Origin of the sequence: Roseivirga pacifica, assembly GCF_900111145.1 — a bacterium.
In the GTDB taxonomy this organism is placed as follows: domain Bacteria; phylum Bacteroidota; class Bacteroidia; order Cytophagales; family Cyclobacteriaceae; genus Roseivirga; species Roseivirga pacifica.
In genome coordinates, this window is the sequence record NZ_FOIR01000001.1 from 464,060 (window position 1) to 478,729 (window position 14,670).

The window sequence follows — 14,670 nt, forward strand, 5'->3', positions numbered from 1 at the left end:
CCTTGCAATGGTGAAGGGTATCAATCCCTTTATTAACTTTTGCAAGGTGAGAAATATCCTCTTTCTTTTATTAATTATCCTAGTTGCACATACTGCTAAGGCGCAGCGTGTTGGAGTTGTTTTAAGTGGTGGAGGCGCAAAAGGAGCCGCCCATGTTGGTGTATTAAAAGCGCTGGAGGAAGAGGGAATTCCCATTGACTACATTGTTGGTACCTCGATGGGGGCCATTGTTGGTGCTTTCTATTCTGCTGGCTATAGCCCGGAGGAAATTGAGAGTATTATTCGTAATCCGGTTTTTACCAATTGGGTAAATGGAACGAACTCGGAGCGCTATCATTACAACTATACCAGGGCGCAAGACAACGCCTCATGGTTTACTTTCGATTTGTTGTTAGATAAGGGCTCGGGACCAACCGTTAATACACCTTTGGCCAACGACCTGATCATTAATTTTATTCTGAATGAGTATTTGGCCCAAGCATCGCAGCGTGCCGAAGACAGGTTTAACGGCTTATTTGTTCCGTATAGAGCTGTAGCGGCCGATTTGTTTACGCAAAACGCTATTCCTATCGATTCGGGCTCTGTAATGCAGGCAGCCCGATCATCCATGGCGGTACCGCTTTTTTACAGACCCATTAAGGTGGCCAACAAGTACCTTTTCGATGGTGGTATTTACAATAACTTTCCGGTTGATATAATGGAGAAATCATTTGAGCCAGATGTAATTATCGGTTCAAATGTAGGCACGAAAATTAGCGCTGAATACCCCTTTGGCAAGGATGAACGCATAATGAATGACATGCTGCTCTTTATGGTGTTGGACAAAACTGATCCAAGTAGAATTGGTGAGGGTAACCTTTACATAGAGCCAAACATTGTGGAGGAATCAGCGCTTGATTTTGCGAAAGTTGGTCAGTTTATAGACTCTGGCTATGTGGCCGCTAAGAAAGAACTTCTTGCCTTTAAACCGATGATTAAGGATACCATTAATAAATCCTTGGTGCAGCTACAGCGAAATGAGTTTCGATCGGGCTTTAAAGACTTGGCCTTTGGGCGGCTAGAATTGTATGGCTTTGATGATAAGCAGAGCAAGTTTGTACAAAAGCTCATCAACTTTAAAAACGGAACCCGCGACTTAGAGCAAATAAAGTCTGCCTACTTCCAGTTGGTTAGCGAACCTTACTTTAAGAATATCTATCCAAATTTTTCATACGATAGCGAGTCGCAATATTTTGTGCTAGAGCTTTATTTAAAGCCCACCGCCAGAAATGCCCTTTCGATAGACGTAGGTGGAAATTTGTCTACTCGCCAAATTAGTAGTTTACAATTGGGGGCAAGACTCAATAGCTTCAACAGAAGGCTGAATACTTACGAGGTTAACGCTACTACGGGGCTTTTCTACGAGTCGCTTCTAATGCGTGCCCGATTTAACTACAACCCCAAAACCCGTTTTTACTTTCAACCAAAATTGGTTTACAACCATTGGGACTATGTAAACTCAAAAGATATAATTAGCCCTAATAGAAGGACTATTCTATTAGACAGAATAGATAGAAAGGTTGGTGGTGCACTAGGGTTTGGTACAGGCCAGCGCGGTGTTTTTAGTGGCGAAATGGCCTATGTAAGGAATACAGATGAGTTTAGTAATACGGCCAATTTCTCCTCGGACGACTATCTGGACAACCTAGAGATGAAAGCATACAATGCGGGTATTCGGTACGAAAGAAATAGCCTTGACAGAAAATTGTTTCCTAAAGGAGGCTCGCGGTTTTATGCCAGTTTGCAGTACTATAATGGTTCATCCGATTGGTTGCCAGGTACCACCTCGGTAGATTATAACCCGGCCAGCGATAGATTCATCAATAAAAACTCAAACTGGATAAACGCTCAGGTAAGTTTTGAGGAGTTCTCCCTACCGAAGGGAAAGTACACTTTTGGCTGGACAGTGGACGCTCAATTAAGTACGATTAATCCGCTGTTCAATTATCAGAGTACATTACTTTATTTACCAAGCTTTGAACCTATGTTCGATTCCAAAACGTACTTTCTTCCAAATTTTAGAGCTCAGTTTTATGTTGGTGCGGGCATTATCAATGTTTTCGAGATTGCGCGTTCATTGGAGTTGCGGTTAGAGCTTTACGGGTTTGAAGCACTGAAATGGTTAGAAGAAGGTCTAGATCAAGAAGCGGTGGTAAATACGGGTTTTTCAAAACCCCAATTTATGGGTATGGCCGGCTTTGTGTATAGTACTGTTTTGGGGCCAATTAGCCTTAGATTTAACTATTTGGATGGTGAGGAGAAGAATTTTGGTCTAATGCTATCCATCGGCTATACCATATTCAACCAAAAATCGGTAGAATAAATATAGATAAACGCCATTCATGACTTAATTAAGGTTGGTGGAAGCAAAAAAAAGTTATTTTTGAGGGAGTGAATCGCTCACTTTCACCCATGAAGAAAATAACACCACTAGTTTTTTTGCTATTAGTTCTACAGGTAGGTTATGCGCAAACTACTGTTCAATGGGCTAATTCAATCAAAGAAGTTTCCTCAGAACTTACGGAGTTAGAGCATTCCGCACGCCAAGTGCTAGACAAACCCAATGTTTTACCTGCTGGCGGAACAAATCCCAATGCTTGGAGGCCATATAAACCCAACACGGCAGAGTTTATAAGAGTGGGTTTTGAGCTGCCAATGCCCATAGTGCAAATTGCTGTTGGGGAAAGCTATAACCCGGGTGCTATCGCTAAAATCTTTGCATATGACGAGGATGACAACGAACACTTGGTATTTGAACAAAAGCCGGGACCTATACGGGAACAATGGCGCATGCTCAATATTTATATTGATAAAACCGACTATAACGTTGCATCGTTAAAGCTTGTGTTTGATGGAACGGCCATTGATGGCTTTTCTGAAATAGACTGTATTGGCGTTTCTAATTCAACGGATAAGATAACTGCAGGCATTAACCTAATGCCAAACATTAATACCAAGCTTGAGGTGTTTCGACTCAACGACTTAGTGAACAGCGAAGCGCGTGAGATTAAACCTCTAGTAACTAAGGACAAACGTACCCTTTACTTTAGTCGAAGAGGCCATCCCGATAACATGGGTGGGTTAGATGATTTGGAAGATATTTGGTATTCGGATTTTGACTCATCTACCACTGATTGGGGCATAGCAACTAACATTGGAGAGCCATTGAACAATGCCGACCCGAACTTTATCAGTGCGTTTTTGCAAGAAGACCAAGAGTACATCATTCTAGGGAATGAATATACTCCTAAGGGCGTGGTTGGTACCATGAATTATGGTATTTCTAAAAGTATCAGAATTGGTGAAAATCAGTGGACTTACCCGCAGAACATGCGCATATACAATGATTTGAATGTGCATGAAAGCGTAAACTATTGGCTGACGCCTGATGAGGAAGTATTGATTATTTCTGAAGAAGGTAGAGGTACTGAAGGATTAAGAGATTTGTATGTGAGCTTTTTACAAAAGGATGGTCTTTGGACTGAGCCAGTGCACATGGGTGCTGTAATTAATACTGCAGGAGAGGAAGAAAGCCCCTTTTTAATGCCAGATAAGAAAACGCTTTTCTTTTCATCTAATGGGCATAGTGGATACGGAAAGAAAGATATGTTCATGACCAGAAGGTTGGACAACTCTTGGCAGAGCTGGACAGAGCCTGAGAACCTTGGTCCTGTGGTAAATTCTGAGGTGGATGATATGTTCCTTTTTGTGCCTGTAGATGGTTCTTTTGGTTATTTCTGCCGAGAGGTTGAAGGCAACGACTTAGATATTCATTCTTTCACCTTGCCGCTAGTTTCTAAAAAGCTAAGGTTGGTTTCGTTATGTGGCCGAATAGTTGACCCTGAAACACAAGAGCCGTTAGATGCGGAAGTGGTTTTTTCTCGCTTGAGAGATGGTGTTGAAGTTGGTAGAGTACGCACAGATCCTGCTGGAAACTATTGTATCGAATTACCAGCAGACGAGATTTACTCTTACCGAGCGGACATACCGGGATATGTTCCTGTAGGCTCTACAATTGACCTCCTAGATGTTTCCGATTTGAATGTATATGCCGTTTCGCTTGACCGCTTGGATTTGGATAGCGCGCAGCTTCAGCAAGGTGAGCCAATTTCGGTTCCCCTAGATGTGGTAAAGGCCGTAGCAATTACCCTAGCAATGCCAGAGTTAAAACGCGATACATTTGAGATACTGAATGCACAGAGACAAGAACTTGGTTTGCCACCAATAAGCCAAAATGCAATTTTGAGTAGCGCCCCGGTTCCGGTAATTAACGATGTAAATGCACAGGTGGTAGCTGCTGCTCCTGGCGCTTCATTCATAATTCGAAATGTGTTCTTCGATTTCGATAGCACTTTCCTTAAACCGCAATCGTGGATAGAAATGCGTAACCTGGCTAAGTTTATGAATGATTACCCCAATGCTATTGTAGAGCTGGCGGGTCATACCGATAGCTACGGCACCGACCCTTATAATGTCGACCTATCTAAACGGAGGGTAGAATCTGTAAAAAGAGGTTTAGCCACACTCGGCATTAAAGAAGAACGCCTGAGGTTTATATGGTATGGCGAAGAAGTGCCAATTGCAAGTAACCGAACGAAAGCCGGCAGAGCGTTAAATAGGCGTGTGGAGTTTAAAATAATTAAGCTGGATTAACCGCTACTTGGTCTGGCTCAATTTAGTCTTTTGAATAAACTGAATGTATTTGTTCAAATAGGTATTCTTAAGCTCATCTTTAAGCTTCTTCTGATTCATTATTTTATTTATAACTAACTGCATAAGCATTTCATTTTTTCTGTTCGGATAAAGCTCATATGCACTCATGGCATAATCTGCGGCTTCTCCGAAACTACTGTTGTTGTAATTCTTAACCGATTCGTTGAAGTACTGTAAGGCTGCCAATTGCTGATTACCGATTGGCTTACTTAGCGATGTTTGTAACTTTTCTCCATCCTCTAGGCCGTCTCCAATAGTTCTGTGTAGTACTGATTTACGTGCATCGGTTAAATATTGTTCTATTCTTTCTGTAACCTCGTACCCTTCGGTTATAAATCCTTCTTTTGGTTGGGTCGATTCGAAGATTACCACTTTTTCTCCCACCATTACCTGTAAGTATACATGGTTTGGTAGCTCCATTATTTGGTGCTCAAATCCAAAGTGCTCAAGAATAATACTGTAAAGTGCGGTGCCTGTTAAGCAGCCATATTTGCCAGATTCTAGCGTTTCGTCCATACAAGCAAGACGATCGTACTTCACTAATAATCGCTGGTGTGTTTTGTAGAATACTGCCTTAAGAAAAGCCAGATCGGAACTTCTTCTCGAACGAACTTTCTCAAGTCTGGTAATCAGTTCTTCTAAAGAGGTTAGGTTCGAATTGCTATCTACATTCTTATGTAGCAAAAATTGATTTAGTGATTGGATATAGCCATCCCCTTGATCAACTGAAGTTTGTTGAGCATAACCGCTTGGTGCGAGCAAGGCCATACAGGCCATCAATATGATAATTGACCCTTTCATGCGATCTGTTATATGCTGTCACGTAGTGGCTCATATACGTACTAGGTAACACTAAGTTAACAATTTCTTAACATTTAAACTAATAAAGTAAAGAAATCGCTACTAATAGACGCTTTTGTAGTTGATTTTCATTTATGGATTAACATTGGCGTAATATATAATTCTTGTTGTGGGGATACGAAAAAAGTGGCTTATTAGGGCCATTTCAAAGCTTATGAAAACCACTTCCCTCGCTAAGTCCTTAAGAGGCTATCGTAAGATTCACAAATACATTGGCTTGGTGCTCGGTGTTATTATTTTTATCAGCGCCCTAACAGGAATTCTACTTGGCTGGAAAAAGAATGTAGCCTTGCTTCAGCCACCTACCCAAAAAGGAGTGAATTTAGATATGGCCACCTACCGCCCGGTGGAGGAGCTTGCCGCTAAATCTATTTTGGCGGTAGACAGTCTTGGGCTTACCGCTAGCAACTTCGATAGAATTGAATACCGTCCTACAAAGGGTATTGCCAAAGTGATTTTTGACACTGGTAGTTGGGAGGTGCAGATTGATGCCACAAACTTAGAGGTGCTATCGGTTGCCAAACGTCACTCCGATTGGATTGAGCATTTGCACGATGGTTCCATCATTTCCGAGACATTCAAAGTGATTTCAATGAATGTATTAGGCATCGGTCTGTTGGTGTTGTTAATCTCTGGACTGTGGCTTTGGTATGGTCCCAAGCGCATCAAAAAACTCAAGAACAAATAATGGACAGTTAAGAAATTATAAAGAAGGACATTCGGTTTACAATTGAACTTTCTAATAACTAAATTCACCTTAGAGCGTTAATTTGATATGAAAAAGGCCTTCAAAATATTTCTGGGAATTATACTATTCCTTATAGTTTCAATTGTTCTGATTCCCATTTTATTCAAGAATAAGATCAAAGAAATTGTGATTCAGGAGTTTGCAAAGCAAACTACTAGCACGCTGTATTTCGATGGATTTAAGGTTTCTCTTTTTGGCAACTTCCCTGACCTAACAGTGAGTTTGGGCGATTTTGGAATTGTAGGAACGGGCGTGTTTGAAGGCGATACACTGGTGAGCGCCAAAAGCTTTGCTGCCGGAGTTGGTTTGAGAGAATATTTGTTCGATGACCAAATTGTGGTGAAGAATATCGATTTAAACTCACCCAACATCACCATTCTTACCCTAGAGGATGGCTTGGCCAATTACGACATTATGCGCCCAAGCGAGGAGGTTCCAGAGGCCATCGAAGAGCCGGCTGAAGGGGGCTCTGTCAATTTCGGAATTCAGTCAATCAACATTACCAACGGAAACTTTATTTACTACGACCAATCAATTGGTGTGCTTACCGAACTGGCCCAGCTAGATTTATCAGGGACAGGTAATTTTGAGGACGACATTTTCGACCTAGTGACCAAGGGGCGTATTGGGGACATTGAAGTTGCCTATGATGGCACTTATTACCTCTCAAGAAAATCACTCGATTTGGAGGCCATTATTAGCATGGACTTGCCCAATTCCAAATACACCTTTAAAGAGAATAGCTTTAAACTGAATTCGCTGCCGCTCGAAATTGATGGGTATTTACAGTTGTTGGACGATCGCATGGACATGGACTTTAAGTTCGGTTCACCAGGCGTAACCATTAAGAGTCTTATTTCGCTCATCCCTGGTGTTTATGCTTCTTCGCTGGAAGGCTTGCAAGCCAATGGAAACGTAACTTTCGATGGTGCCATTAGTGGTGCCTATTCCGATACAGAAATGCCTTCTTTCAACTTGGGCTTGGCTGTAGCAAACGGAAATATTCAGCACCCACAACTACCAAAACCTATCCAGAATGCGGCCATGAACTTGCAGGTGCAAAGTGAAAAAGGTACAATGGACAAAACCTATATCGATCTTTCTAAGCTTCACTTAGAGGTTGGCAATAATCCGTTCGATGCCACATTGGCTTTAAAGAATTTGGATAACCCTGAGTGGGACTTTAAGACAAATGGCCAGATTAATTTGGAGGAATTTGTTGGTCTGCTAGAACAAGAAGGTTTGGTGCTTAAAGGCCAGATAGTAGCCGATTTGAGCTCAAAGGGTAAAATGAGCGATCTTGAAGCGGAACGTTATCAGGCGTTACCTACTCAAGGAACGCTTAGTCTTAAAGGCTTTGAATACGCCAGTCCAGATTTGCCGCATGCCGTAACCATCGCTTCTACACAAGCTTCTTTTAACAACAATGAGGTTGTTTTGAGTGAATACAAAGGAAGCCTTGGCTCTACAAACTTGGATGTAACTGGTAAGCTGCAGAATATGTTGGGCTTTGCTTTTAATAATGAAGTGTTAACCGGCCAACTTACCGCACATGCCGACCAACTGATCGTGTCGGAATGGATGACTGAGGAAGAAGGTGCTGAAGAGGCAGAAGCGGAATCAGAAGAGGCTCCTGCTGATGAGCCAACTGAGGTGGTGCGTATTCCAGAAAACATCAACTTTAAACTGCGTTCTACTATCGATAAGGTAGTTTATAATAAACTCAACCTGAACAGCCTTCAAGGAAATATAGATGTGGCCGAAGGAAAAATATCACTGGTAAACTCTGGATTGAAAACTTTAGGAGGCGATTTGGTACTTAATGGCTCTTATGACACCAAACCAGAACAACCTGAGTTTGATATGAATATTTCGGCCAAGCAAATGTCAATTGCACAAAGCTTCGAGAGTGTGGACATGGTGCAAAAGTTGGCGCCAATTGCCGAGCAGGTTTCTGGAATGTTTGGCATGGGCTTTAGCATTTCTGGTGGCCTTACTGCCGACATGATGCCAGATTATACTACGCTTAATGGTTCTGGATTGATCGAATTGGCCAAAGCAGGCTTCGACAACCCAGAGCTCTTCTCTAAACTAAGCACTGTTACCAAATTACAGAAGCTAGATAATCCGGTGCTCGATAAACTTAAAATGCAGGCTGAAATTAGCGCAGGGCGTTTGTTCATTAAACCCTTCGATATAAAACTTGGCGATTACATGACCACCATTGCTGGTAGCACCGGAATTGACGGCAGCGTTGATTACGAGTTCCGTGTAATCGTTCCTGCTGGTGAAGTGGGTGCACAGGTTAATTCGTTGATTTCGAGCTTTACAGGCAGCGATGTGCTTTCGGGTAAAAACGTAGTGATGAACTTAGGTATGACAGGCCAGTTTAACGACCCTCAGTTTAAACTAAAAGGTGTAGAAACGGAAGATGGGAAAAGTGTTGGCGGTGCCGTAAAAGCTAGCCTTGAAGCTAAGGTAGAAGAGAAAAAGCAGGAGCTAGAGAAAGAACTTGAAAAGAAAAAGCAAGAGGCAAAAGACTCTCTAAACAATGTGATTGAAGCCAAAAAGGACAGCTTACAAAATCAGCTTGATAGTTTGGTTAACAAAAAAGCAGACACCCTATCTACTGTGATTGCCGAAAAACTTGGTATAAAAAAGGATAGTGCGAAGGTGCTGGAAGAAGCCAAGGATAAGGCCAAAAACGCACTAGAGAACTTGCTGAAAAAGAAGAAAAAGAAGAACGATAATAACTAGCACAAAAAATTAATACAGGCTTAAATTAACATAAGCAATTTGCTAACGTCTATTGATTAAACTTGCAGAATCAATGGCAAAGGCACACCCACATATCGACTTAGGAACTAGTTATGTTCAACTGTCCAAGCTTCCCTTCGATCAGGCATTGGAGCTAAAAAGCTGGATTCCCCAAACGAGTTTCATCAGCCTCAAAACCGCACAAGGTTATGTGGCTGATGCCATTCAGTACAGCGAATATGAATACTGGTTCGATTTTTACTTTGCAAGTGTAAAAGAGCCAGACTTTGAGGTTTAGGCCGAAATTAAAAGTTCTTCCAGCCTTTTTCGTCAAGCGTTTTCACGCCATCAATTACCTTAGTCTTCAGGTTCTCTTTAAACTTGGCCAAGTTGTCGCCAACGGTTTCGTCAAATGCGCCAATCATTTGCGCAGCTAGAATACCGGCATTTTTGGCACCATCTAAAGCCACTGTGGCTACAGGCACACCGCCCGGCATTTGCAGAATAGAAAGTACAGAGTCCCAACCGTCAATAGAATTGCGAGATTTTACCGGAACACCAATTACCGGCAGCGTGGTTAAAGAGGCCACCATGCCAGGCAAGTGAGCGGCACCACCGGCACCAGCAATAATCACTTTTAAACCTTTGGCTTTGGCACCTTGGGCATATTCGTACATGCGCTCGGGTGTTCTGTGAGCCGAAACTACAGTAACCTCGCAGGTTACTCCCAACTCTTCCAAAACCTCAGCAGCTTCCTTCATTACAGGTAAATCGGAAGTACTGCCCATTATTATGCCTACGCTTGCCTTGCTCATGCTTTTATCTTTAAGTGTTCTTTTACGAAGTTAATTTTTTCCTTCAGTTGCGCTATGTCGTGGTCGCTAATTGTAGCGTGCCCCATTTTGCGGAAGGGCTTGGTCAGCTTTTTACCGTATAAATGAATATGCACGCCTTTTTGCGCCAGCACTTTGTCCATGCCCTCGTATTGCGCTTCTCCAGTATAGCCATCTTCGCCCAAAAGATTTACCATAGCTGCAGGAACCACGGTTTCGGTATTGCCCAAAGGCCAGTTGAGTACAGCTCTCAGGTGTTGTTCAAACTGAGATGTAACATTGCCTTCAATGGTTTGATGACCACTATTGTGTGTTCTTGGGGCAATTTCGTTCACTAAGATCTCACCGTCTTTTGTTAAGAACATTTCGATAGCGAGCAAACCGACCATTTCGAGCTTGTTTACAACAGTTTTTGCCAAAGTTTGGGCTTTTTCTTCTACTTCGGGTGAAATGCTTGCGGGAGAAATAAGGTATTCTACCAAGTTATGCACAGGGTGAAAAACCATTTCAACTGTTGGGAAGGTGGTTACTTCACCGGCTTCATTTCTGGCAACTATTACGGCTAACTCCTTCTCAAAGTCAACCAGTTTTTCAACAAAGCTCGGTTTGTCGAAGGCTTTGTCCAAGTCGGCTTCGGTGCGAATTACTGAAACCCCGCGACCGTCATAGCCTTCGGTTTCCAATTTGTTCACAAACGGCAGCATCTCTTTTAGTTCGGCAACGGCAGCTTTGGTAGCTGTAGCTTTAAAATCTGCTGTCGGAATTCCGTTTTTGGCATAAAATTGCTTTTGATGTAGCTTATTCTGAATCAATTTAATGATTTCGGGCTGTGGGTAAACCTTTTTGCCAGCATCGCGCAAGTCTTTTAATGCCTTGGTGTTTACGTTTTCAATCTCAATGGTCAGCACATCTTTGTCCTTTCCAAAAGCCATTACGCTATCGTAATCCGTTAGCTTACCAACGGTAAAACTCGTAGCAATGTGCTTACAAGGAGCGTTTTCGTCCGGATCGATAATGTGAACATCGAGGTTGAAGTCGATGGCTGACTGAATGAGCATGCGCCCTAGCTGGCCACCGCCTAAAACGCCAAGTTTAATGTTTGAATCAAAAGCCATAAGCAATTCTGAATTATTGCTGCAAAGGTATTTAATTCTTTAAAAAAGCTGGCCTATTCGGGAATTTCGATGCCCATCTTTTGCATTAGCTTGGTGGCATTAAAGCTCTGGCAAATACCATCGGTAAGCGTATAATCGAAAATGATTTCGTCTGCTACAATCTGACTGTTAAAACTGTAGTTTTTCACCCCTTGCAATTCGTTGGTTAGGTTGCCCAGCACAATGTCGTGGGTAGAAACCAAACCGAATGCGTGCGCTTTGTTTAGCTGTTTCACCAAGGCAATAGCGCCTTTGTGTCGGTCTTCAGAGTTGGTTCCTTTTAGTACTTCATCAATCATAAAGAGCGTTGGTTTTTCACTGTTTATGTAAGCTAAAAGCTTTTTCAATCGCTTTAATTCGGCATAAAAAGAAGAAACACTTTCTTCTAGCTCGTCTTTAGTGCGCATGCTGGTAAACACATCTGTTGGGCCAAGTTTCATCTGGGTGGCACAAACGGGCGCTCCTATTTGGGCTAAAATTACGTTTACTCCAAGGGTGCGTAAAAACGTACTTTTACCACTCATATTCGAGCCGGTAATTAAACAGATTCCGCCTTTTCCTTTAAATAGAAAATCATTGCTTACGCGTTTTTTTCCATCAATTAATGGGTGCCCCATTTCCTTGGTTTCAATATAGAAAGGCTGATCTACCAGCTCGGGATAAGCAAAGCTCGGGTTGGCGTAGGCAAAGCCGGCCAAGCTATTTAGCGCATCGAACTGAGCAATGGTAGCATACCAAGCCGTGATATCGATGCGATTATCTTGCTTCCACTTTAATATTTTGAGCAACCAAAAAACATCGAGCAGCAAGATCATATCGAAAATTGCATACAGAAAGTTGGCGCGGTTCTGCATACTATCAAGTATAAACTTGAGTTCGGAAAGTGTTTTGGATGCTTTTCTTTCCTCAGCTATAAGTTGGTGTCTAAGATTTTGGAGGGATTGACTTTTAAACTGCTGCTGTTCTACTAGCACCAAATGCTCCTTTAGCGACTGCAACGATTTATAACCGTTTTCAGTCTGCTTGGTAATTTCCATTATGCGATTAAAAACCGTTCCTAAAATACCAATGCTCACAAAGCAGAGCAGAATGGGTAGGCCGGTTTGCACGGTGCCCATATATGCCAATACAATGGTGCTGAGAATACTTAGCGGAACAACGGCTAACAAGATTTGATAAGCGATTTTGCCTTTTAGGCGTTCTTCTTGCTGCAACCAATTGATAAAAGGTTCTTTCGACCCGGCTTCTTTCTCAGCGGCTTTACCATAGGCTTCAAAATACTGCCTAAAATCTAGTAGTCCGGCAAGTTCTTTAACGGCAGACTGTCTCTCATTTACCATAGCAATACCTGCAGGATTGCTCAGCCAGTTGGCTAAAAGTGCCTCGCCTTCTGTAGTGGCAGACCTATTGAGTAATTGAAAGAGAGAATGTCTGCCAAAAACATCCAAATCTTCATGGTAAGGGTGTTGGGCATCATAAAATGTATCCCCCGTTTTCAATGCCTTTAATTGGTTGGTGGCACGTAGTAATTCTTCCTCGTTTACTTGGGCTAGTGCTTCGTAAAGCTTGAGCTTGGTTTTTACCCTATTGTGGTGTTTTAATAATGCCACATATGCTACCAGTAAAGCGACTGTTACTATGGTTACGGCTTCAATCAGGCCTTTATTGGCAAACCAAACAATACCGATTAGTCCTGCAACAAAAACCGCTACACGAAACCATGCAATATTGGTAGACTTGGTTTTGAGCGACTTAGATTCTGATTGAAATTGACTTTTTCGCTTTTCGAAGATTTCGTTGCTAGAGTTCAAAAAAATAATGTTAGGTTGTTAATCGATTTTAGGTATTCAGAAAGTGGTTTCACGAAGCTAGTCAATTGTGTGTTTCGTACAATTTCAAATTTCTTAATATCTTCATCACCCGACACTGGACTACACTGTGAATCTAGACGAAGAGAAGTTATTAGAGGCATTTATAAAAGGCGATGAACAGGCCTTTAGCCAGCTTTTTCAAATGTATTACGATGATGCTTGTCGTTACATCATCCGTATTATTCGCGATCAAGATACCGCAGAAGAAATAGCACAAGCCACGTTTGTGAATTTGTGGGAGAAACGAGACCTGATCAAGGCAGATGTTTCTTTTAAATCTTACTTGTTTCGTTCAGTTTACAACACCGCACTCAACTATTTAAAGCACCAAAAGGTGGTGGCTACTTATGTTAGCCGTAAGCAAGAAAATATTGATGTAGTCAAAAAGAGCTATGTAAGTCACCAGCCAGACTTTGAGTTGCAAAAGAGAATTGATGATGCTTTGGAGTCGTTACCTCCGCAATGCCAAAGGGTGTTTAGGCTAAGCCGAGAAGATGGCATGAAATACCACGAGATTGCCGATGAGTTGGGCATCTCTAAAAAGACAGTTGAAGTACACATGGGTAAGGCCCTTAGGATACTTCGCGACCATTTGAGCGACTATTTAACAATTTTTGTGTTTTTAACACTTTTTAATATAGGGGTATAGAAGGTACAGGTTGTTACCTTTACACAGATTGAAAACCGCAAGGTAATGGAACAGTTAGTGGCTAAATATTTGGCCAACGATTTAGAGGAGAATGAGAGACTGGCGTTTGAGCGTCAGTTGGTAGAGGATGATGCGCTTCAGAATGAGCTGAAGGCGCAACTGGATCTGTTATACCTGATTGAAAAACCACAACAGCAGTTTAACGCAAATGCCGCTTGGGAAAAAGTTGCTCCACAATTGAAGCAAAAACAAGCCAAGGTGGTGCACATGCCGAGCAAACCAAAGTACAGCTTTATGAAAATTGCTGCCACTTTGCTTATAGTGCTAACCGCTGGCTATTTTGTGAACGACTACATTGCTAAAGACGGTGGCGCTACAGTTTCTGACGAAACGATTTTTTACACCACTACAAACGGAATTAAAGATGTAGTCCTGCCCGATGGCACCGCGGTTAAATTAAATGCAAATTCTACACTTACCTTGGCCAAAGATTTTGGCAAAGGTAATAGAAATGTAACCCTTACCGGTGGCGCCAACTTTGATGTAACGAAAAATCCTGAGCTACCATTTATTATCGATGCATCGACTGGCGTAATTGAAGTTTTGGGTACTTCTTTCGACCTTGAAGCTTATGAAGGCAAAGAGGTGGAACTTAACGTAACCGAAGGTCGCGTGAAATTTGGCCACAAAGCGAAAAAAGAAACTGAGGAAGTATTTACTGCTGGCGAAAGAGCAGTACTTGCTACCGATGGTTCTAAACTTACCAGAGAAAAGGTTAAGAATAAGAACTATTCAGCTTGGTGGACAAAGCGCCTAGAATTTGATAATGCCCCTTTTAAAGAAGTTTTTAAGGACATTGAAAAAGCCTACAATGTAACGATTGAGTACAGTGAGGCTATGGAAAATTGCCGTTATAATGCGGTACTTGAAAACTACAATCTACAGGAGTTTTTGGAGACCTTCCAACAGACCAATCTGAACATCACTTCTGTAACAACTAAAGATTCTCACATAAAATTAGAAGGATTTGCGTGTAACAATTAAA

At 42.0% G+C, this 14,670-nt stretch carries 11 protein-coding genes; 7 read left to right on the top strand and 4 right to left on the bottom strand.

What is annotated here, in order from left to right; translation table 11 throughout:
• The first annotated feature begins 46 nt into the window (after window positions 1–46).
• Both BMW98_RS02100 and BMW98_RS02105 read left to right on the top strand, forming a co-directional pair.
• The gene (locus tag BMW98_RS02100) at window positions 47–2,362 is read left to right on the top strand and encodes a patatin-like phospholipase family protein (RefSeq protein ID WP_162844647.1); all 2,316 of its coding nucleotides are present in this window, start codon (window positions 47–49) and stop codon (window positions 2,360–2,362) included.
• Between the two features lie 89 nt (window positions 2,363–2,451).
• On the top strand, window positions 2,452–4,692 hold the full coding sequence (locus BMW98_RS02105; RefSeq protein ID WP_090256737.1) for an OmpA family protein: 2,241 nt from the start codon (window positions 2,452–2,454) through the stop codon (window positions 4,690–4,692).
• Between the two features lie 3 nt (window positions 4,693–4,695).
• Here the strand turns inward: BMW98_RS02105 and BMW98_RS02110 are convergent, their stop codons facing one another.
• The gene (locus BMW98_RS02110) at window positions 4,696–5,553 is read right to left on the bottom strand and encodes a hypothetical protein (protein WP_139177354.1); all 858 of its coding nucleotides are present in this window, start codon (window positions 5,551–5,553) and stop codon (window positions 4,696–4,698) included.
• Window positions 5,554–5,767: 214 nt separating this feature from the next.
• Here BMW98_RS02110 and BMW98_RS02115 point away from each other — a divergent pair, with 214 nt between their 5' ends.
• The 3 genes from BMW98_RS02115 (at window position 5,768) to BMW98_RS02125 (ending at window position 9,416) form a co-directional block, all read left to right on the top strand.
• Entirely contained in the window at window positions 5,768–6,301 is a 534-nt protein-coding gene (locus tag BMW98_RS02115; protein ID WP_090258183.1) for a PepSY-associated TM helix domain-containing protein, read from the top strand.
• Between the two features lie 87 nt (window positions 6,302–6,388).
• Complete coding sequence (locus BMW98_RS02120) at window positions 6,389–9,118, top strand: AsmA family protein (protein ID WP_090256739.1); 2,730 nt, start codon at window positions 6,389–6,391, stop codon at window positions 9,116–9,118.
• A 73-nt stretch (window positions 9,119–9,191) separates the two neighbouring features.
• Entirely contained in the window at window positions 9,192–9,416 is a 225-nt protein-coding gene (locus tag BMW98_RS02125; RefSeq protein WP_090256740.1) for a hypothetical protein, read from the top strand.
• A 7-nt stretch (window positions 9,417–9,423) separates the two neighbouring features.
• On the opposite strand, the gene purE is transcribed toward BMW98_RS02125, so the two are convergent.
• Genes purE through BMW98_RS02140 form a run of 3 tightly spaced genes read right to left on the bottom strand, consistent with a single transcriptional unit; the run spans window position 9,424 to window position 12,916 of the window.
• Window positions 9,424–9,933, bottom strand: coding sequence for a 5-(carboxyamino)imidazole ribonucleotide mutase (gene purE / locus BMW98_RS02130; RefSeq protein WP_090256741.1), 510 nt, complete (start codon window positions 9,931–9,933; stop codon window positions 9,424–9,426).
• On the bottom strand, window positions 9,930–11,066 hold the full coding sequence (locus tag BMW98_RS02135) for a 5-(carboxyamino)imidazole ribonucleotide synthase (protein WP_090256742.1): 1,137 nt from the start codon (window positions 11,064–11,066) through the stop codon (window positions 9,930–9,932). Before BMW98_RS02135 ends, purE begins: the two co-directional genes overlap by 4 nt.
• A 53-nt stretch (window positions 11,067–11,119) precedes the next feature.
• Entirely contained in the window at window positions 11,120–12,916 is a 1,797-nt protein-coding gene (locus BMW98_RS02140) for a MutS-related protein (RefSeq protein ID WP_090256743.1), read from the bottom strand.
• A gap of 127 nt (window positions 12,917–13,043) precedes the next feature.
• On the opposite strand from BMW98_RS02140, the gene BMW98_RS02145 reads away from it, so the two are divergent.
• Window positions 13,044–13,625: an RNA polymerase sigma-70 factor gene (locus BMW98_RS02145; RefSeq protein WP_162844648.1), complete on the top strand. Its 582-nt coding sequence runs from the start codon at window positions 13,044–13,046 to the stop codon at window positions 13,623–13,625.
• 45 nt (window positions 13,626–13,670) lie between these two features.
• Window positions 13,671–14,669, top strand: a complete 999-nt coding sequence (locus BMW98_RS02150; RefSeq protein ID WP_090256745.1) for a FecR family protein — start codon at window positions 13,671–13,673, stop codon at window positions 14,667–14,669.
• Window position 14,670: the final 1 nt, after the last annotated feature.

Coding starts and splice junctions, on each gene's coding strand:
- BMW98_RS02125 (WP_090256740.1), top strand. CDS start 9,192: ATGGCAAAGGCACACCCACATATCGACTTAGGAACTAGTTATGTTCAA.
- BMW98_RS02115 (WP_090258183.1), top strand. CDS start 5,768: ATGAAAACCACTTCCCTCGCTAAGTCCTTAAGAGGCTATCGTAAGATT.
- BMW98_RS02150 (WP_090256745.1), top strand. CDS start 13,671: ATGGAACAGTTAGTGGCTAAATATTTGGCCAACGATTTAGAGGAGAAT.
- BMW98_RS02105 (WP_090256737.1), top strand. CDS start 2,452: ATGAAGAAAATAACACCACTAGTTTTTTTGCTATTAGTTCTACAGGTA.
- BMW98_RS02110 (WP_139177354.1), bottom strand. CDS start 5,553: ATGAAAGGGTCAATTATCATATTGATGGCCTGTATGGCCTTGCTCGCA.
- purE (WP_090256741.1), bottom strand. CDS start 9,933: ATGAGCAAGGCAAGCGTAGGCATAATAATGGGCAGTACTTCCGATTTA.
- BMW98_RS02120 (WP_090256739.1), top strand. CDS start 6,389: ATGAAAAAGGCCTTCAAAATATTTCTGGGAATTATACTATTCCTTATA.
- BMW98_RS02135 (WP_090256742.1), bottom strand. CDS start 11,066: ATGGCTTTTGATTCAAACATTAAACTTGGCGTTTTAGGCGGTGGCCAG.